At 66.3% G+C, this 19,475-nt stretch carries 11 protein-coding genes; 7 read left to right on the forward strand and 4 right to left on the reverse strand.

Going from position 1 to position 19,475, the window contains the following annotated elements:
- Positions 1-25: 25 nt before the first annotated feature.
- Both LQ956_RS04070 and LQ956_RS04075 read right to left on the reverse strand, forming a co-directional pair.
- Positions 26-1,120 (reverse strand): DegT/DnrJ/EryC1/StrS family aminotransferase, encoded by a 1,095-nt coding sequence (locus tag LQ956_RS04070; RefSeq protein WP_238621476.1) that lies wholly within the window; start codon positions 1,118-1,120, stop codon positions 26-28.
- Between the two features lie 67 nt (positions 1,121-1,187).
- Entirely contained in the window at positions 1,188-2,150 is a 963-nt protein-coding gene (locus LQ956_RS04075; RefSeq protein ID WP_238621477.1) for a Gfo/Idh/MocA family protein, read from the reverse strand.
- A gap of 117 nt (positions 2,151-2,267) precedes the next feature.
- On the opposite strand from LQ956_RS04075, the gene rnhB reads away from it, so the two are divergent.
- The 7 genes from rnhB (at position 2,268) to recD (ending at position 18,572) form a co-directional block, all read left to right on the forward strand.
- Positions 2,268-2,873, forward strand: a complete 606-nt coding sequence (rnhB, locus tag LQ956_RS04080; RefSeq protein WP_238621478.1) for a ribonuclease HII — start codon at positions 2,268-2,270, stop codon at positions 2,871-2,873.
- 365 nt (positions 2,874-3,238) lie between these two features.
- Positions 3,239-6,754, forward strand: a complete 3,516-nt coding sequence (gene dnaE / locus LQ956_RS04085; protein ID WP_238629528.1) for a DNA polymerase III subunit alpha — start codon at positions 3,239-3,241, stop codon at positions 6,752-6,754.
- 79 nt (positions 6,755-6,833) lie between these two features.
- Positions 6,834-7,790 carry an acetyl-CoA carboxylase carboxyl transferase subunit alpha gene (accA, locus tag LQ956_RS04090; RefSeq protein ID WP_238629559.1) on the forward strand — a complete coding sequence of 319 codons (957 nt, stop codon included), beginning with the start codon at positions 6,834-6,836 and terminating at the stop codon, positions 7,788-7,790.
- An 85-nt stretch (positions 7,791-7,875) separates the two neighbouring features.
- A complete protein-coding gene (gene tilS / locus LQ956_RS04095) occupies positions 7,876-9,144 on the forward strand; it encodes a tRNA lysidine(34) synthetase TilS (protein WP_238629529.1) in 1,269 nt (422 codons plus the stop codon).
- A gap of 52 nt (positions 9,145-9,196) precedes the next feature.
- Positions 9,197-12,664 (forward strand): exodeoxyribonuclease V subunit gamma, encoded by a 3,468-nt coding sequence (recC, locus tag LQ956_RS04100; RefSeq protein ID WP_238621493.1) that lies wholly within the window; start codon positions 9,197-9,199, stop codon positions 12,662-12,664.
- 14 nt (positions 12,665-12,678) lie between these two features.
- On the forward strand, positions 12,679-16,455 hold the full coding sequence (gene recB, locus LQ956_RS04105; RefSeq protein ID WP_238629530.1) for an exodeoxyribonuclease V subunit beta: 3,777 nt from the start codon (positions 12,679-12,681) through the stop codon (positions 16,453-16,455).
- Positions 16,455-18,572, forward strand: coding sequence for an exodeoxyribonuclease V subunit alpha (gene recD / locus LQ956_RS04110; RefSeq protein ID WP_238629531.1), 2,118 nt, complete (start codon positions 16,455-16,457; stop codon positions 18,570-18,572). The genes recB and recD overlap by 1 nt, the downstream gene beginning before the upstream one ends.
- Positions 18,573-18,742: 170 nt before the next feature.
- Here the strand turns inward: recD and LQ956_RS04115 are convergent, their stop codons facing one another.
- Positions 18,743-19,099, reverse strand: a complete 357-nt coding sequence (locus LQ956_RS04115; RefSeq protein ID WP_238621483.1) for a 2Fe-2S iron-sulfur cluster-binding protein — start codon at positions 19,097-19,099, stop codon at positions 18,743-18,745.
- 39 nt (positions 19,100-19,138) lie between these two features.
- Positions 19,139-19,423 (reverse strand): 2Fe-2S iron-sulfur cluster-binding protein, encoded by a 285-nt coding sequence (locus LQ956_RS04120; protein WP_238621484.1) that lies wholly within the window; start codon positions 19,421-19,423, stop codon positions 19,139-19,141.
- Positions 19,424-19,475: the final 52 nt, after the last annotated feature.

The following is a 19,475-nucleotide window of genomic DNA, read 5'->3' on the forward strand; positions in this document are numbered from 1 at the left end:
CAGCGGTGCCAGCGGTGCGCTCGAGTCAGTCAAGGGCCCCCCGGATGATATCGGTGATCCGCACCAGGTCCTCGTCACGGATCTCGGGATAGATGGGCAGGGACAGGCAGCGCTCGGTGACGGATTCGGTCACCGGCAGGTGGACCTGGGCGCAGCTATCACCGAAGGCCTTCTGGCGATGCAGGGGGATGGGGTAGTACACGGCGCAGGCGATCCCCGCCTGCTGCAAGGCCTGCATGACGGCGTCACGGCGATCCGTCAGCAGGGTGTACTGATGGAACACGTGCACACCCAGGCCGTCCTCGAAGGGCGTGGTCACCGGGGTGTCGGCCAGCAGTGCGTTGTAGCGGTGGGCGGCCCGGCGCCGTTCCCGGTTGAAGCGGTCGATGTGCTTGAGCTTGACCCGCAGGATGGCCGCCTGGATCTCGTCCAGCCGGCTGTTGTAGCCGATGATGTCGTGGTGATAGCGCACCCGGCTGCCGTGGTTTCTCAGGGTCCGCAGCCGGTCGGCGTGTGCATCGGAGCCGGTGGTGATCAGACCACCGTCGCCGTAGCAGCCCAGGTTCTTGCTGGGGAAAAAGCTGAAACAGCCGAAGGCCCCGGTGGTGCCGGTCTGGGTGCCGTTCACGGTGGCGCCGAAGGACTGGGCGCAATCTTCCACCAGGATCAGGTCATGGGTCTTGCTCAGGGCCTGGAGGCGGGACAGGTCCGCCGGCTGGCCGAAGAGATGGACCGGCATGATGGCCCGGGTGCGTTCGTTGATGGCCGCTTCCACCTGAGCCACGTCGATGTTGAAGGTGCGCGGGTCGATGTCCACGAATACCGGCACGGCACCCACATAGCGGATGGCCTCGGCGGTGGCGATGAAGGTAAAGGCGGTGGTGATGACCTCGTCCCCCTCGCCGATGCCGGCGGCGGCCAGGGCCAGGTGCAGGGCATCGGTGCCGGAGGCGCAGGTGATGGCATGGGGTGTCCCCAGGTAGTCGGCCAGTTCCTGTTCCAGGGCCTGCACGTTGGGACCCAGGATGAACTGAGTATTTTCCAGGACCTGGGCGATTCCCGCGTCGATCTCGTCCTTCAACTGGTGGTACTGGGCCTTCAGGTCGACCATTGGGATCATGGTGTGTTTTTTCCTTGCTTGGCTGGCTTGCTTGAATGAATGCGGTCTGTGCGGGAGGGGGCGGGCGTCAATCGCGCCGGTCGCGCATGGGGGAGCCCTGCCGGACCAGTTCGCTGATGCGGATGGCCGTTTCCAGGGCCCGCTGGCCGTCTTCGCCGGAAACCACCACCGGGGCGCCGTGCTGGATCGCATCCAGAAAGGCGATGATCTCCGCCTTGAGGGCATCGCCTTCCTCGAAAAAGCTCTCTTCGCTGATGACCTCGGGAATGCCCGGGAACATCTCCCTGTCGCCCAGTCGATGCACCGACAGCCCCCGGTTCTGGAAATCCACCGAGACATAGGCGTTTTTCTGGAAGATGCGCATCTTGCGCTCGGTCTTGAGGCTGACCCGGCTGGAGGTGACATTGGCCACGCAGCCGCTTTCGAACTCGATGCGGGCGTTGGCGATGTCGATGGCGTCGGACAGGACCCGGGCGCCGCTGGCGGCCAGGGATTTCACCGGCGAGCGCACCATGTCCAGGATGATGTCGATGTCATGGATCATCAGGTCCAGCACCACGTTCACGTCCGTGGCCCGGGGCTTGAAGGGGGCCAGGCGGTGAGATTCGATGAACAGGGGTTCGCCGCGCCGGTCCGCCAGATCCATGAGGGCGGCATTGAAGCGCTCCAGGTGTCCCACCTGCAGGATCACACCCCGCTCCTGGGCCAGCCGGTTCAGGGCGGCGGCTTCTTCCACGGTGGAGGTGATGGGTTTTTCCACCAGCACATGGGTGCCGTGTTCGAGGAAATCCCGGGCTACGGAAAAGTGCAGGGTGGTGGGCACGGCGATACTGACGGCGTCCACCTGCCCGAGCAGTTCGCGGTAGTCGGTGACGGCGCGACATCCGCATTGTTCGGCCACGGCGGCGGCGGTCTCGGCACTGGCGTCGGCCACCGCCACCAACTCTGCATTGGGAAGGGCGGCGTATTTCCGGGCGTGGAATTTGCCAAGATAGCCGACGCCGATCACGGCGCATCGTGTGGAGGTCATGGGCGGTCCGGGGGCTTGCGGTGAACGGCGCGGCATGAGCCGATGGCCCTGATGGGGTGCGCCTTGGTAGCATGTCGTGCTGGCATTTTACTCCAAGCGTGGCGAGAACGACATCTGATGCAACCTGATCTGGTGAACCTGGGCCTGCGGCCGGATGTGGCGGGCGTGGACGAAGTGGGCCGCGGTCCGCTGGCGGGTCCGGTCGTAGCGGCGGCGGTGATCCTGGATCCGGCCCGTCCCATCGACGGATTGAAGGATTCCAAGGCCCTGAGTCCGGCTCGGCGAGAGGCCCTGGACGGACTGATCCGGGAACGAGCACTGGCCTGGTCCATTGCGATCTGTTCGCCGGCGGAGATCGATGCGTTGAATATCCTGCAGGCCAGCCTGCTGGCCATGCGCCGGGCGGTGGAAACCCTCGCCACCCCGGCCGGCCTGGCCCTGGTGGACGGCAATCGCTGTCCGGAGGCGATGCCCTGTCAGGTCCTGGCGGTGGTGCAGGGGGACAAGACCGTGGCGGCCATCAGCGCGGCGTCCATCATCGCCAAGGTCTATCGGGATGCCCTGATGGTGGCCCTGGATGCCGAGTATCCCGGCTACGGGCTGGCGGGCCACAAGGGTTACCCCACCCCCGTGCATCTGGAAGCCCTGGCCCGCCTGGGGCCGAGCCCTTGTCATCGAATGAGTTTTGCCCCGGTACGGCGGGCGGCCTGCAAGACGTCCTGAACCCGTCATTCTGCCCTGGAGGGATTTTCTGTAGGGTGTCTTGACCCCGTCACTTCTGCCCGGAGGGGCGGCTTTCAGGGTGTTTTGGGCCCGTCATTCCCGCGCAAGCGGGAACCCAGCGGCTGGTAACGGACTGAAAGTTCCGGACTCCCGCTTTCGCGGGAGTGACGCCAGGTGTGTTTCTGCGGGAGTGACGGCGATATGCTTTCACGGGAGTGGCGCCAATGTATATTCGTGGGAGTGGTGACATTAATGCGCCTTCGCAGGAATGGTGACGCCAGTGGACTTTTTCAGAAATACCTTTAACACCCTTCCCCTGCTATCTTGTCCCCCCTGCCTGCTTCAAGCCTTCAGATATCACTGCGATGACTCAGCCTTTCGTTCACCTCCACCTGCATTCCGAGTTTTCCCTCGTGGACGGCCTGGTCCGCGTGGGGCCGCTGGTTGCCGCCGTCAAGGGGGCGGGGATGCCCGCCTGCGCGGTGACCGACCAGACCAATCTGTTCGCCATGGTCAAGTTTTACAAGGCGGCACTCAAGTCCGGAGTCAAGCCCATCATCGGCACGGATCTGTGGGTGACGTCCGGCGAGTCCGGCGAACCGCCCACCCGACTGGTGTTGCTGTGCCAGAACGACCCGGGTTACAAGCGCCTGACCCGTCTCATCAGTCGGGGCTATCAGGAAGGCCAGCACAGCGGCTCTCCGGTCCTGGAGCGGGACTGGTTCACCCGCGAAGCCTGCGAGGGACTGATCGCCCTGTCCGGGGGCCGGGAAGGGGAAGTGGGCCGGGCCCTGCTGTCCCGACAGCCCGAGAATGCCGGGCCGGCCTGCGATTTCTGGTGCGAGATCTTCCCTGACCGCTTCTACCTGGAGCTGATCCGCACCGGCCGGGAAGAAGAGGAGGATTACCTGCACGCCGCCGTGGCCCTGGCAGGGGAGCGGGGGCTGCCGGTGGTGGCCACCAACGACGTGCGCTTCATCAGCCCTGACGATTACGACGCACACGAGGCCCGGGTCTGCATCCATGAGGGCCGGGTCTTGGACGACCCCCGGCGGCCTCGGCTCTACAGCCCTCAGCAGTACCTCAAGACCCCGGAGGAGATGGCGGAACTCTTCGCCGATATCCCCGAGGCCCTGGCCAATACCGTGGAGATCGCCCGACGCTGCAATCTCGTCCTGACCCTGGGGGAGAACTATCTGCCGGAGTACCCCATCCCCGCGGGCATGACCACAGACGCGTATTTCCGCCAGCTCTCCCATCAAGGGCTGGATGAGCGCCTGGTGCGCCTGTTCCCACCGGATACTCCGGCCCGGGAGGAAAAGGAGAAGGCCTACCGGGCCCGCCTGGACCTGGAACTGGACGTGATCTGCCAGATGGGATTTCCCGGCTACTTCCTCATCGTGGCGGACTTCATCCAGTGGGCCAAGGACAACGGTGTGCCGGTGGGTCCCGGGCGTGGCTCCGGCGCCGGTTCCCTGGTGGCGTATGCGCTGAAAATCACCGATCTTGATCCGATCCGCTACGAACTGCTGTTCGAGCGCTTCCTCAACCCGGAGCGGGTGTCCATGCCCGACTTCGACGTGGACTTCTGCATGGAGAAGCGGGACAGCGTGATTGAGTACGTGGCCCGGCGCTATGGCCGCGACAAGGTCTCCCAGATCATCACCTACGGCACCATGGCCGCCAAGGCGGTGGTCCGTGACGCCGGTCGCGTACTGGGCCATGCCTACGGGTTCGTGGACCGTATCGCCAAACAGATCCCGTTCGAGATCGGCATGACCCTGGACAAGGCCCTGGAGCAGGAGGAGGACCTGCGCCGCAGCTATGAGGAGGATGAGGAAGTCCGGGGCCTCATCGACTTGGCCCGCAAGCTGGAGGGGGTGGCCAGAAACGCCGGCAAGCATGCCGGAGGCGTGGTCATCGCCCCCACCACCCTGACGGATTTCTCCCCCCTGTTCTGCGAACCGGGCGGGCAGGGGGTGGTGACCCACTTCGACAAGGACGACGTGGAGGCTATCGGCCTGGTGAAGTTCGACTTCCTGGGTCTGCGCACCCTCACCATCATCGACTGGGCGGTGCAGACCATCAATGCCCAGCGGGCCGAGGCCGGTGAGCCGCCCCTGGATGTGAGTGACGTGCCCCTGGATGAGGACGGCACCTTCGGTCTGCTCAAACGCCAGGAAACCACGGCGGTATTCCAGCTGGAATCCCGCGGCATGAAGGACCTGATCAAGCGCCTGCAGCCGGACAACTTCGAGGACATCGTCGCCTTGGTGGCCCTCTATCGGCCCGGCCCCCTGCAGTCGGGGATGGTGGATGACTTCATCAACCGCAAACACGGCCGTGCCAGGGTGGAATACCCCCACCCGGCCCTGGAGGCCATCCTGCGTCCCACCTACGGGGTCATCCTCTATCAGGAACAGGTGATGCAGATCGCCCAGGTGCTGGCGGGGTACAGCCTGGGCGGCGCCGACCTGCTGCGCCGTGCCATGGGCAAGAAGAAGCCCGAGGAGATGGCCAAGCAGCGGGAGATCTTCCTCACCGGGGCTGTGGCGCAGGGGGTGGAGGAGGCGACTGCCAGCTATATCTTCGACTTGATGGAGAAATTCGCGGGGTACGGCTTCAACAAGTCCCACTCCGCCGCTTATGCCCTGCTGTCCTACCAGACCGCCTGGCTCAAGCACCACTACCCGGCCGCCTTCATGGCGGCGGTGCTCTCCGCGGACATGGACCACACCGATAAAGTGGTGAATCTGATCGAGGAATGCCGCTGCATGGATCTGGCGGTGATCCCGCCGGACGTGAATGCCTCCAGCTATGAGTTCACCGTACGTGATGATCGGACCATCGTCTACGGCCTGGGGGCCATCAAGGGGGTGGGGGAGTCGGCCATCCAGGTGTTCATCGACAGTCGCCGGGGCGACGGCCCCTTCGCCTCCCTGGATGATCTGTGCGCGCGGGCGGACTCCCAGAAGATCAACCGGCGCACTCTGGAGGCCCTGATCCGGGCCGGCGCCCTGGACTCCATCGGCCCCAACCGGGCCACTCTGATGCACAATCTGCCCCTGGCCATGTCCCGGGCTGAGCAGCACCGCCGCGACCAGAACGTGGGGCAGGGGGATCTGTTCGGCATGGCGCCACCGCCGGAGGTGGCGGCGGTGGCGGCGCCGACCTTGCCGGAATGGGATGAGGAGACCCGGCTGCTGGCGGAGAAGGAGACCCTGGGGCTGTATCTCACCGGCCATCCCATCACCCGTTATGAGTTGGAACTGCGACGCATCACCGGCAAGCGCATCGCCGATCTGTTGTCGGACCTGGCGGACAGCGCCCCCGGTCAGGGGAGCGGTGAGGGGCAGGGTCGGGGCCGGCAGCGGGAGCAGACCGCCCTGATCGCCGGTCTGGTGGTGGGTATCCGCCTGCGCAACGCCCCGTCCGGGCGGATGGCCTTTCTCACCCTGGACGATCGTAGCGGCCGCATCGAGGTGGGGCTGTTCGGTGACGATTACCGCCGCTTCCAGGGCCTGTTGGTGAAGGATCGCCTGCTGGTGGTGGAGGGCGGTGTGGGCATCGACGAGTTCAGCGGCAACGTGCGCATGCGCGGTCGTCAGGTGATGGACCTGGACCAGGCCCGGGAGCAGTTTGCCAAGCGGGTGGATCTGACTCTCAACGGCGGCACGGACCCGGCACTGGTGGGGGCACTGGAGGAAAGCCTGTCTCCCTTTCGGGATGGACCCTGCCCGGTCTTCATCAACTACAGCAACGGCCGCGCCCGTGCCCGCTTCCGGCTGGGTGACGCCTGGCAGCTGCGCCCCACCGAGGAACTGGTACAGCGACTCAGGGGCCTGCTGGGGGAAGAGGCCGTGCAGATTCACTACCGTTAGGTTCATCCCACGGTTACAGGTTTACCCACACCGCCGGCCGTGTAGAATGGCCCTTTCCCAACCGACCCAGACCCCGCCGATGAATCCGGATTTCCTTGAATTTGAGCAACCGATCGCCGAACTGGAAGCCAAGATCGAAGAGCTTCGTTATGTCAGTGATGACGCCGAGGTCAACATCCAGGACGAGATCACCCGTCTCGAGTCCAAGTGCAAGAGTCTGACCGAGTCCATCTTCGCCAAGCTCAGCCCCTGGCAGATCTCGCAGCTGGCGCGACATCCCCGACGTCCCTACACCCTGGACTATATCGCCCACCTGTTCACGGACTTTGAGGAATTGCACGGCGACCGCGCATTTGCGGATGATCCGGCCATCGTCGGCGGCGTGGCCCGGTTTGAGGGGCGTCCGGTGATGGTCATCGGGCATCAGAAGGGGCGCGACACTAAGGAAAAGATCCATCGCAACTTCGGTATGCCCCGGCCCGAGGGCTACCGCAAGGCCCTGCGACTGATGCACATGGCCGAGCGGTTCTCCCTGCCCATCTTCACCTTTATCGACACCCCCGGCGCCTATCCCGGCGTGGGTGCGGAGGAGCGCGGCCAGAGCGAGGCCATTGCCCGTAACCTGCTGGAGATGTCCAAGCTGCGCACGCCCGTCATCTGCACCGTGATCGGTGAGGGCGGGTCCGGTGGTGCTTTGGCCATTGGCGTGGGTGACAAGGTGCAGATGCTTCAGTACGGCACCTATTCGGTGATCTCGCCGGAGGGCTGCGCCTCCATCCTCTGGAAGAGTGCGGAGAAGGCCGCCGATGCCGCCGAGGCCATGGGCATCACCTCCGGCCGTCTCAAGGAACTGGGTCTGATCGATGCGATCCTCTCCGAACCCTTGGGTGGTGCCCACCGCGACACGGCGGCCATGGCCGATACCTTCCGGGCCAACCTGCTGGAAGGCCTGGATGAGCTGCAATGCATGGACATCAATGCCCTGGTGGCCCGCCGCTACGAGCGGATCATGAAATACGGGCAAGTGAAGGAATAGTGCCCTTCCGGCCCCCATCCCTCTCCCGAAGGGAGAGGGATGGGGGCCGGCACAGTGCCCGCCTACCGTTGAAACCGATTCTCCCATGCTGGACACCCTCGCCGCCGCCCTGCAACGCTTGCCGCCGGCCCCCCGCTGGCTGATCGGCCTGAGCGGGGGCCTGGACTCCCATGTCCTGCTCCATGGCCTCCATGGCCTTGTCCGGTCGCAGGCCTTTCCCCCTCTGATCGCCGTCCATGTCCACCACGGCCTGAGTCCCCACGCCGATCAGTGGCAGGCCCACTGCGAATCCCTCTGTCGTGATCTGGGCATCCCCCTGCAGGTCCTGGGGGTGGATGCCGGTCCCGCCGCCGGTGAGAGTCCGGAAGCCGCGGCCCGGGCGGCCCGCTATCGGGCCATCGCCGCCGTCATGCAGTCCGGCGAGGTCCTGCTCACCGCCCATCACCGCCGCGACCAGGCCGAGACCCTGTTGCTGCAACTCCTACGTGGGGCCGGTCCCGCCGGCTTGGCCGCCATGCCGCGACTCAAGCCCTTTGGTCCCGGCTGGCAGGCCCGTCCCCTGCTGGATCTGGACCGGGATACCCTGGCCGATCATGCCCGCAAGGCAGGTTTGGTCTGGGTGGAAGATGACAGCAACACGGATCCGCGGTTTGACCGCAATCTGCTCCGCCAGGCGGTCATGCCCCGGTTGCGGGCACGCTGGCCGTCCGTGGATGTCACCCTGTCCCGGGCCGCCATGCTGCAGGCGGAGGCACAGGATCTGCTGGCCGAGCGGGCCAGGGAAGACCTGGAGCAGGTAAGGGGGCGCGCGTCGGGCACGCTCTCGGTGGTCGGTCTGGCCGGGCTGCGCCGTCCCCGGCTGCGCAACGCCCTGCGGGGGTGGTTACAGGACAAGGGTCTGCCCATGCCGGGCCGGGCCCGACTGGAGAGCCTGATCGAACAGATGCTCAAGGCCGGTCCCGATGCCTGTCCCCGGGTGGCCTGGGCGGGGGCCGAGGTGCGCCGTTACCGGGATGATCTTCATGCCATGCGGCCGCTGGTGCCTGTGGATGTGGGGCAGGTGTGGCAGTGGACGCCCACCGCGCCGCTGCAGCTGCCCGAGCTGGGCATCACCCTCGATCCCGCCGTCCTGCGGTCTATCTGGGGATTGGATCCGTCCATCCTGACGGTGCCGTTGACGGTGGGTTTTCGGCGGGGTGGGGAGGTGATCCGGTGGCGCGGAGAGACCCGTTCACTGAAGAAGCTGCTCCAAGAAGCGGGCATCCCGCCCTGGGAGCGTGATCGGTTGCCGCTGATTCATGTCGATGAGCAACTGGTGGCGGTCTGGGGTATGCTGCCCGGACCCCAGGACTGAACCACGGCAACGGAGTCTCGCCTTGACCGCAGCCCCCATCTCCCCTGGTTTCATGGTGGTCCACGGCAATCGTCTGGAAGATCTGCGCGCCCTGGCCGTGGAATGGATGCGCCGCCACCCCCCGGCGCCGCTGGAGAACGAGACCATCCTGGTCCAGAGCAACGGTATCGCCCAGTGGCTAAAGCTGGCCCTGGCGATGGACCCGGAAGGCCCCGAAAGCGGTCTCGGCATCGCCGCCGCCCTGGATGTGCAGTTGCCGGCCCGTTTCCTCTGGAATGCCTACCGGGCCGTCCTTGGCCCCGAGGCCGTGCCCACCGAATCCCCCTTCGCCAAGGACCCGCTCACCTGGCGGCTCATGCGCCTGTTGCCCGAGTGTCTGGAACAGACCGCCTTCGCCCCCCTGCGCCGGTTCCTGACCGACGATGCGGACCTGCGCAAACGCCACCAGCTCGCCCTGCGCCTGGCAGACCTGCTGGACCAGTATCAGGTCTACCGGGCCGACTGGCTGGTCGACTGGGCCGAGGGGAGGGATCAGGTGCGTGATCCCCGAGGCGTGCTGCGGCCCCTGGATACGGAAGAAAGCCGCTGGCAGCCGGCCCTGTGGCGCGCCCTGATCGGGGACATGCCCCCCGATGCCCGCAGTCTGAGTCGTGCTGGGGTTCACGCCCGTTTCATGGAACGGGTCCGCAGCCAGGAAGCCGGCCCCCCCGGGCTGCCTCGGCGGGTGATCGTGTTCGGCATCTCCTCCTTGCCGGCCCAGACCCTGGAAGCTTTGGAGGGACTGGCCCGCTTCAGCCAGGTGTTGCTGTGCGTCCACAATCCCTGCCGGCATTACTGGGCCGACATCATCAGCGACAAGGATTTGCTGCGTGCCCGGCGCCGCCGTCAGTCCCCCAAGGCCGGCATGCCCGAGGTCATCGCCGAGGAAGACCTGCACAACCACGCCCATCCGCTGCTGGCGGCCTGGGGTAAGCAGGGGCGGGACTACATCCGCCTGTTGGACGAGCACGATGATCCCAGTCACTACCGGCGTCTGCTGGAGTCACTGCCCTGGCAGCGCATCGATCTGTTCGAACCCCAAGGGGGCCGCACCCTGCTGCAGCAACTCCAGGACGATATCCTCGATCTGCGCCCCCTGAACGAGACCCGCGACCATTGGCCCCTGGTGGACTCGGCCCGGGACGACTCCATCCGTTTCCACGTGGCCCACAGTCCCCAGCGGGAAGTGGAGATCCTGCATGATCAGTTGCTGGCGCGGTTTTCCCGGGATCCCGATCTGCGCCCCCGGGACGTCATCATCATGGTGCCGGATGTGGACCGTTATGCCCCTCATGTCCAGGCGGTGTTCGGCCAGACCCGCCCGGAGGATCCGCGCCACATCCCGTTCTGCTTCTCCGACCAGGCCCGGCGGGGCCGTGATCCCCTGCTGGTGGTGCTGGAACAACTCCTGCGCCTGCCCGAGTCCCGCCTGTCGGTGAGCGAACTGCTGGATCTGCTGGATCTGCCGGCCCTGCGCAACCGCTTCGATATCGATCCGGGCGATCTGCCTCGTCTGCGGGCCTGGATCGAAGGGGCAGGCATCCGCTGGGGCATGGATGCCCGGCAGCGGGCCGCCCTGTCCCTGCCGCCAGGGCTGGAACAGAACACCTGGCGTTTCGGCCTGCGGCGCATGCTCCTGGGCTATGCCGTGGGTAATCCCGGCCCTTGGCAAGACATCGAGCCCTACGACGAGATCAGCGGTCTGGATGCCGCCCTCATCGGCCCTCTCCACACCCTGCTGGAGGCCCTGGACCAGACTTGGCAGGGGCTCTCCGAGCCGGCTACACCCGCCGGCTGGGGGGCGCGCTTGCGCACCCTGGTGCAGACCTTCTTCGCTCCCGTTGACGAGCGTGAACAGCTCATGCTCCGGCGCATGGACGAGGCCTTGGAGCACTGGGAGGCCCTTTGCCAGGCTGCCGGTATGGCGGAGTGCTTGCCGCTCACTGTGGTGCGGGAACACTGGCTCAGTGCCCTGGATGAATCCCACCTGTCCCAGCGGTTCCTGTCGGGGGCGGTGACCCTCTGCACCCTCATGCCGATGCGCGCCATCCCTTACCGGGTGGTCTGCCTGCTGGGCATGAACGACGGTGACTATCCCCGCCGTCATACCCCCATGGACTTTGACCTCATGGCCGGAGAGCATCGGCCCGGCGACCGTTCGCGCCGAGAGGATGACCGTTACCTGTTCCTGGAGGCCCTGCTGTCGGCCCGGGCGCATCTCTACATCAGCTGGGTGGGGCGGGGCATCCGCGACAATGCCCCATTGCCGCCGTCGGTACTGGTGAGCCAGTTGCGAGATCACCTGGCCGCCGGCTGGCGCCCGCAGGGGGGAGGGGATGGAGAGGACCTGCTCCAAGCCCTGACCACGGCATACCCGCTGCAGCCCTTTGGACGGGCGTATTTCCAGGGGGATGACGACAGACTGTTCACTTATGCCCGGGAGTGGGAAGCCCTGTACGCCATCTCCACGGGCGCAGACTCTGCCCGCGAACAGCGGCATCCCCACGGGCAGGAAGCCCTCTCCCCCCCGGTGCCGGAGGAGGCACTGACCGCCGAAGACCTGGCGGCCTTTCTCAAGGACCCGGTACGCAGCTTCTTCCAGCGCCGCCTCAAGGTCCATTTGGATGCGGCTCCGGCCGCCGGCGAGGACCAGGAGCCTTTCACCCTGGATGGCCTGGACCGCTGGCAGGCCCTGGATCATCTGCTGGGGGCGGCCCTGGCGGACAATGAAGACCCGGAACAGAGCACCGAACGCCTGGAGGCGGCCCTGACCGGCTGGCAGCGCAGTGGACGGCTGCCTCTGGGGGAGATCGGGCGGCAGCAGGGCGCCGCCCTCAGGGCCGAGGCCATGAATCTGGTCATGGCCTGGCAGGAGGCCGTCCGCACCTGTCCGCGGCGGCTGCCGCGGGCCGAATTGCTACGGTTCGAGCACGACGGCTGGGTGGTGGAAGGCTGGCTACCCCGGCTGCGGCTGGATGAAGCCGGAGAGAGGGTCCATCTGCACTATCGGACCGGCACCCTGCGGGCAAAGATCAACCCCTTCAAGCGCCTGGACAAGGCCTGCCTGGCCTGGGTCCAGCACCTGATGGCCCATGCCCAGGGTCTCAGCCTGCGCACGATGCTGGTGGGGCTGGACGATACCCTGTGCATGGACCCGTTGCCGACGGCAGAGGCCCGGGATCACCTGCGCACCCTGCTGCAGGCCTGGGCAACGGGGATGACCCGCCCCCTGCCGGCCTACTGCCGGGGCAGCAGTGCCTGGCTGGATGCCCTCGACCGGGATGGCAAGGATCCGGAAGATGTCCTGACCCAGGTCCACGCAGGGGACGGGTTCAGGGGCGGGGCGGTGGACCAGGATCCCTGGCTGGCCCGGGCCTGGCCGGATACCCGGTCACTGCTGGCCCAGCCGGATTTTGCCGCCTGGGCCAGGGACCTCTACGGCCCCCTGAGCCGAGCTGCCTACCTGCTGGACAAGGATTGAGGAGAAGGCGCCCTATGCCCCATGCCCAGGTTCTGGATCCCTTGCGTTTCCCCCTCCACGGCAGTCGTCTGATCGAGGCCAGTGCCGGTACCGGCAAGACCTTCACCATTGCCGCCCTCTACGTGCGGCTGGTGCTGGGCCATGGGGCGGACAACGCCTTCCCCGAGCCCCTGCTGCCGCCTCGTATCCTGGTGGTTACCTTTACCGAGGCCGCCACCAAGGAACTGCGGGAACGGATTCATGCCCGCCTGATGGAAGCGGCCCGGGTCTTCCGTGATCCCGCCGAGCGGTCGCTGGATCCCTTTCTGTCGGCCCTGCTGGCGGATCATCCCGACGCCGCCGGGCGCGCCCTGGCCGCCCGGCGTCTGGAGCAGGCAGCCCAGTGGATGGATGAGGCGGCGGTATCCACCATCCACAGCTGGTGTTACCGGGTATTGCGGGAACACGCCTTCGACAGCGGCAGCCTGTTCACCCAGAACCTGGCGACGGACCAGGCTGAACTGCTGGCCGAGGCGGTGCGGGATTACTGGCGCACCGTGGTCTATCCCCGGGAGCCGGTCGGCCTGGGTCTGCTGCGCAATGTCCTGGGCGATGGGCCCGAGGCACTTCGGCCCATTCTCTTGAGACTGTTGGCGGGAGATCCCCCGCAGGATGAGCCGGGTTGCCTGGACGGGATCCTGGCGGCGCGGGTGGCCCTGTTGGAACGCCTCAAGGCCCCCTGGCGGGATGAGTTCGATGCCCTGGCGGATCAGTTCCGCCAGGGCCTGTTGCCGGTGCTCAACGGCAACAAATACCGCAATCCCGAACGTCTGCTGGCGTGCATGCGGCAATGGGCGCTGGACCCGGCCCGGATCCGTCCGGATCCCCCCGGCAGCCAGGATCCGCTGGAGCAGCTCAGCCGGTCCGGTATGGCTGCCAGGCTCAAAAAGGGAGGCAACCTGCCCGATGACCTGCATCCGGCTTTTGGCCTGCTGGAACAGGCCCACGATCTGGATCGGGATCTGGGGGCCGAGGTCCTCGGTCACGCGGCGGCCTGGGTTCACCACCGGTTCCGCCAGGCCCAGGGACGGCTGGCCCAACTGGGCTTTGATGACCTGCTCACCCGTCTGCGGGATGCCCTGGAGGGGGCCGGCGGTGACCGCCTGGCCGACACTTTGCGGCGCCAGTTCCCGGTGGCCCTGATTGATGAGTTCCAGGATACGGATCCGGTGCAGTACCGCATCTTTGAGCGGGTATACGACCTGGAGGCGGGTACCCCGGACGCGGGGCTATTCCTCATCGGTGATCCCAAGCAGTCCATCTATGCCTTTCGCGGCGCCGACATCCATACCTACCTGAAGGCCCGTCTGGCCACCCACGGACGCCACTACACTCTGGGTGTCAACTTCCGTTCCACCGTGGCGGCGGTGGCGGGGTTCAACCGGCTGTTTGCCCTGGGTGAACGGCAGCATCCCCGGGGGGCGTTCCTGTTCCGCCCCGGCCCGACATCGGATAACCCGGTGCCTTTCCTGCCGGTCCAGGCCCGCGGGCACGAAACGGCCCTGCAGGTGGATGGCCGGCCTCAGCCGGCCCTGACCCTGTGGCATCTGGAAGGGGATAATCCTTTGGGCAGGCAGGCCTATATCGACACCATGGCGGTGCGTTGCGCCGGGGCAATGGCGGATCTGCTGGCGGCCGCTCGCGCCGGCCGGGCCGGCTTTATCGACCCTTCAGACCCGGACAACCCCATTTTCACCCCCCTCAAGCCCCGGGATATGGCGGTGCTGGTGCGGGACCGGGGGGAGGCCCATGGGATCCAGGCGGCCCTGCGCGCCCAGCAGATCCGCAGCGTCTATCTCTCGGACCGGGAGTCGGTCTATCTCAGCCCGGAGGCGGACGATTTGCTACGTTGGTTGCGGGCCTGTGCGGAGCCGGAATCCGACTGCCTGTTGCGGGCGGCCCTGGCCACCCCGGTGTTGGACCTGTCCTTTTCGGCGCTGGAAGCCCTCAATCAGGATGAGCTGCACTGGGAGCGCATGGTGGAGCAGTTCCGCGGCTATCGCCGGTGCTGGCGTAACCAGGGTGTGCTGCCCATGCTGCGGCACCTGATGCATGATTTCGAACTGCCCCGGCGATTGTTCGGCCGGCCCTTCGGCGAACGGCGGCTCACCAACCTGCTGCACCTGAGCGAGTTGCTGCAGTCGGCTGCCACGGAACTGGAGGGGGAGCATGCCCTGATCCGCCACCTGGTGGAGCACCGTCAGGCGGCGCGCCAGGCCGGTGATGAACAGATCCTGCGTCTGGAAAGCGATGAGGACCTGGTGAAGGTGGTCACCATCCACAAGTCCAAGGGGCTGCAGTACCCCCTGGTGTTCCTGCCCTTCATCGCCGGCTATCGGCCCGGGAATGGGGGTAAACCGCCCCTGATCTATCGGGATGGGACGGGGCAGCGCGTCGTCAGCTTCACCCCCGACGAGGACGATCAAGCACGGGCCGATGAGGCCCGGCTGGCGGAGGATGTGCGTCTGCTCTATGTGGCGATGACCCGGGCCTGCCATGCTTGCTGGCTCGGGGTGGCCTCGGTCAAGGACCGCAGTAAGGACGGCGGTTTTCATCGCAGCGCCCTGGGCAGCCTGCTGGGGGGCGGCAAGCCCATCTCGCCGGCAGCGCTGCGCGAGCGGCTCGATGCCCTGTGCGCCGATGCCCTGTGCGCCGATGCCCCGCCGCCTTCCGCGCTCGCTGTGACCCATTGTCCATCCATCGATCCGGTGATTCAGGTCATACCCGCCCCGCCGGAGCCGGAGACCGGTCCCAGCGTCCCGGGACAGACACCGCCAACGGCGTCATATGGCTTGGCCCGTCGTCCTCTGCGGCCGGCCCGTGAACACTGGTGGATTGCCAGCTACAGCGCCCTGAGAGCGGTCGGTCGGGACCATCCGGCGGCTCAGCGGCCCGATCCGGAATCGGCCCAGGAAGAGCGTCTGCGGGAGGCCGTCGACGATGCGGGGACGCAGCCTGCTGCGTTCCCATCGCCCGATGCATCCTCCACCGCGCAATCCGCATCCCTCGTGGTTGCGCCACCGGCGGATTTCCCCCGCGGCCCCGAACCCGGCACCTTTCTTCACGGTCTGCTGGAATGGATGGCCCGCGCCGGGTTCGAGACACTGGCCCGGGATCCGTCGCCCTTGCGGGAGCTGGTGGCCCGGCGCTGTCATCACCGTGGCTGGGACCACTGGATCGATCCACTTTACCAGTGGCTGCAGGCCCTGCTGCAGATGCCCCTGCACTGGGAGGGGGGCGGCACGCCCCTGGTCTTGGGGCGGCTCGCCACCTGTCAGGCGGAGATGGATTTCTGGTTCCAGGCCGGACACGTGGACACCCTGACCCTGGACCGGCTGGTGACCGCCCATACCCTGGACGGCCAGCCCCGGCCGGCCCTGCTGCCGGATACCCTCAACGGCATGATGAAGGGTTTCATCGACCTGGTGTTCGAACACCAGGGGCGCTATTACGTGGCCGACTACAAGTCCAACTGGCTGGGGGATATGCCCGGTGCCTACCGGGCCGAAGCCCTGGTCACGGCGGTTGTCGCCCGCCGTTATGACCTCCAGTACAGCCTCTATTGCCTGGCCCTCCATCGACTGCTGCGGGCGAGATTGCCGGACTACGACTACGAACGACACATGGGCGGTGCCCTGATCTTCTTCCTGCGGGGGCTGGATCTTGATGGCGGCGGGATTCATTTCGAACGCCCCGGCGCCGGTTTCATGCACGCCCTGGACGGACTCTTTGCCCAGCGGGAGCAGATCTGATGCCCATCACGCCGGATACATGGCTGACCCGTTGGCCGTCGTTGCGGACATTGCTCGACCAATGGACCGAACGGGGGTGGCTGCGGCCCCTGGATCGGGCACTGGCCGCCTTCCTGCAGGAACAGGCCCCGGATACGCCACCGCTGGTGCTGCTGCTGGCGGCTCTGGCCAGCCACCAGCTGGGCCGGGGCCATGTCTGCCTGGATCTGCCGGTCCTCCTGGCGGATCCGGACCTGAGCCTGTCCCTGCCGCCGGAATCGGACGCCGGGCTGCTGCCGCCTCCGCGTCCTTCCTGGTGCCTGGCGGGGCTGGATCTGCCGACTCTGCATCAGGCCCTGGCGCAGGCCCCGGCGCTGGTGGGGGAGGGCCTGGGCACCACTCCGCTGGTGCTGTCCGGTCAGCGTCTTTACCTGCGGCGCTACTGGCAGTACGAGCAATGTATCGGCCGAGCCATCCGCGAGCGGTTGCACCAGGGGGCGGTCCTGCGGCAGGGGCTGTCCAGCAAGGCCATGCGTCACTGGCTGGACCGACTCTTCGGCCCGGTGCGCCCCGACGAGCCCGACTGGCAACGCATCGCCTGCGCCCTGGCTGTGGGCGGGTCCTTCGCGGTCATCACCGGTGGGCCGGGCACCGGCAAGACCACCACTGTGGTGCGCCTGCTGGCCCTGCTGCAGGCGCTGCATCTGTCGGCGGGGACGGACCGCCCCCCTCTGCGTATCCGCATGGCCGCCCCCACGGGCAAGGCGGCGGCGCGGCTCAACAGCTCTGTGGCCGGCAAGGTGGGGGAACTCTCCCTGCCGGACGACGATCTGGGCCACCGCATCCGCGTCGCCATCCCCACCCAGGTGACCACGGTCCACCGGTTGCTGGGCAGCCGACCCAACAGCCGGCATTTCCGCCATCATGCCCGCAATCCCCTGCCGGTGGATCTGGTGGTGGTGGATGAGGCCTCCATGATCGATCTGGAACTGATGGCCCAGTTGGTGCAGGCCCTGCCGCCGGAGGCGCGTCTGATCCTGCTGGGGGACAAGGATCAGCTGGCCTCGGTGGAGGCGGGGGCGGTATTGGGGGAACTCTGTGCCCGGGCAGACGGCGGCCATTACCGGCTGCAGACCCGGGACTGGTTGCACGGGGTCAGCGGGGAATCACTGCCGTCTTCAGGGCTGGACACCGGCGGGCAGCCTCTGGATCAGCACATCATCATGCTCAGACAGAGCCATCGCTTCGGTGCCGACAGCGGCATCGGGCGTCTGGCCCGGGCGGTGAACGCGGGGGATCCGGCCCAGGTCGCGGCGGTCTGGGAGGGCAGGGACCTACTGCCGGACCTGGCCCGGGTCCTGTTGCAGGGCAGCGGTGACAAGGCCCTGGAGCAGGTGCTGATCATGGGGGGAGGGCGCCTGTTCCAGGATGCTCCGGCAGGGCGGGAGGGGCGGCCCCACGGCCACGCCCATTATCTTTCGGTGATGCGCGCGTCCGATCCCGGAAACGGGGCCTGCCGTGAGGCGGTGGATGACTGGGCCAGACGCATCCTGAGCGCCCAGGGCGGTTTTCAGTGCCTGTGTGTGGTCCGCGGCGGGCCTTGGGGCGTGGAGCAGATGAATCAGCGTATCGCCCAGGCCCTGGGCAGGGCGGGTTTGCTGGCGCCGGAAGGGGTCTGGTATCCCGGACGGCCGGTGATCGTCACCGGCAATGATTACGGTCTGGGGCTGATGAACGGGGATATGGGCATCACCCTGTCCATGCCCGACCCGGAGGCCCCGGGTGGGCGGGTGTTGCGGGTTGCCTTTCCGGCGGCGGACGGTAGCGCTCGGGTACGGTGGATCCTGCCCAGCCGCCTGAGCCGGGTGGAAACCGTGTTCGCCATGACGGTCCACAAATCCCAGGGCTCCGAATTCCGCCACACCGCCCTGGTTCTGCCGGACGCCCCCAGCCCGATCCTGACCCGGGAACTGATCTACACTGCCGTCACCCGGGCCAGCCGTTGGTTCAGCCTGCTGATGCCCAGGGCGGGGATTCTGGAAACGGGCGTGAAGCGTCGGGTGCTCAGAAGCAGTGGTCTGAGGGCCGCGCTGCTATCCACAAAACCTGTGGAAAACTCTGTGGAAAGGATGTCATGAACCCGTCAAAACCCCCGTCAGGGCATGGGTTCAAAACAGATTGGCCAGAAAATGATCAGCGTGGAAATTGAAACGACTCAAGCAGTTAGCATTTCCGTAGGTGTCGTTAATGTCAAGTCTTGACAAAGGGGAAGCCCCGGAAAAATCCCCGGGGCTTGTGAATAATCCCTTTAGCTGACGCCGTATTCCACCAGCAGGTCCTCATCCCTGACGATCATCTGGCAGGCCAGCCGCCACTGGGAGGGGATGTCATCCACGGACATTTTCTCGATGTCATCATTGCTGAGTTTGCCAAGCTGCTGCAGTACCGTCTGTTCCTTGGCGGTCAGCGGTCCTCCCTTGGGTGTCTTCTTGTCCAGATGCGTGACCTTGACCAGACAGGTCCCGCATTCGCCGTCCTGGCAGTCGAAGTTGATGGGCAGCTTGTTTTCTCGGGCAATTTTCAAAATGGTTTCCGTATGGCTTCCGGCGACCGCGTACACGGTCTTGTCCTTGTAATCCGGATGGGTGAAGGTGATGTTGGGCATGGATGAGATCTCCTCAGAAAAGTGGAACGGAATCCGGGGTCAGACCGGGCGCACGGTGGCGTCGCCGAGCACCTGGGTCTGGCAGGCCAACCGCTGATGCCGGCCGGCGTTGTTTTCCCGCAGTACTTTGTGCTCCACCACGGAGGGCTCGGTCAGATTGTTCCAGCCTTCCTCCACTTCCATCAGACAGGTGCCGCAGTCGCCTTCGCGGCAACCGTAGATGATCCCTGAGCCCACCTTTTCCGATATCTCGATCACCCGCACCCCGACCGGGGCATTCACGGTGAGATTGATATCCTTGAACGTCAGTTTGGCCTTGGCCACGGTGCATTCTCCTCAATTGTCGTCATGTCATGGCGAATCACTCGCAGCCGGG

It is taken from the genome of Ectothiorhodospira lacustris, from assembly GCF_022227845.1.
In the GTDB taxonomy this organism is placed as follows: Bacteria; Pseudomonadota; Gammaproteobacteria; order Ectothiorhodospirales; family Ectothiorhodospiraceae; genus Ectothiorhodospira; species Ectothiorhodospira lacustris.

Coding starts and splice junctions, on each gene's coding strand:
- LQ956_RS04075 (WP_238621477.1), bottom strand. CDS start 2,150: ATGACCTCCACACGATGCGCCGTGATCGGCGTCGGCTATCTTGGCAAA.
- dnaE (WP_238629528.1), top strand. CDS start 3,239: ATGACTCAGCCTTTCGTTCACCTCCACCTGCATTCCGAGTTTTCCCTC.
- recD (WP_238629531.1), top strand. CDS start 16,455: ATGCCCATCACGCCGGATACATGGCTGACCCGTTGGCCGTCGTTGCGG.
- rnhB (WP_238621478.1), top strand. CDS start 2,268: ATGCAACCTGATCTGGTGAACCTGGGCCTGCGGCCGGATGTGGCGGGC.
- accA (WP_238629559.1), top strand. CDS start 6,834: ATGAATCCGGATTTCCTTGAATTTGAGCAACCGATCGCCGAACTGGAA.
- recB (WP_238629530.1), top strand. CDS start 12,679: ATGCCCCATGCCCAGGTTCTGGATCCCTTGCGTTTCCCCCTCCACGGC.
- LQ956_RS04115 (WP_238621483.1), bottom strand. CDS start 19,099: ATGCCCAACATCACCTTCACCCATCCGGATTACAAGGACAAGACCGTG.
- tilS (WP_238629529.1), top strand. CDS start 7,876: ATGCTGGACACCCTCGCCGCCGCCCTGCAACGCTTGCCGCCGGCCCCC.
- recC (WP_238621493.1), top strand. CDS start 9,197: ATGGTGGTCCACGGCAATCGTCTGGAAGATCTGCGCGCCCTGGCCGTG.
- LQ956_RS04070 (WP_238621476.1), bottom strand. CDS start 1,120: ATGATCCCAATGGTCGACCTGAAGGCCCAGTACCACCAGTTGAAGGAC.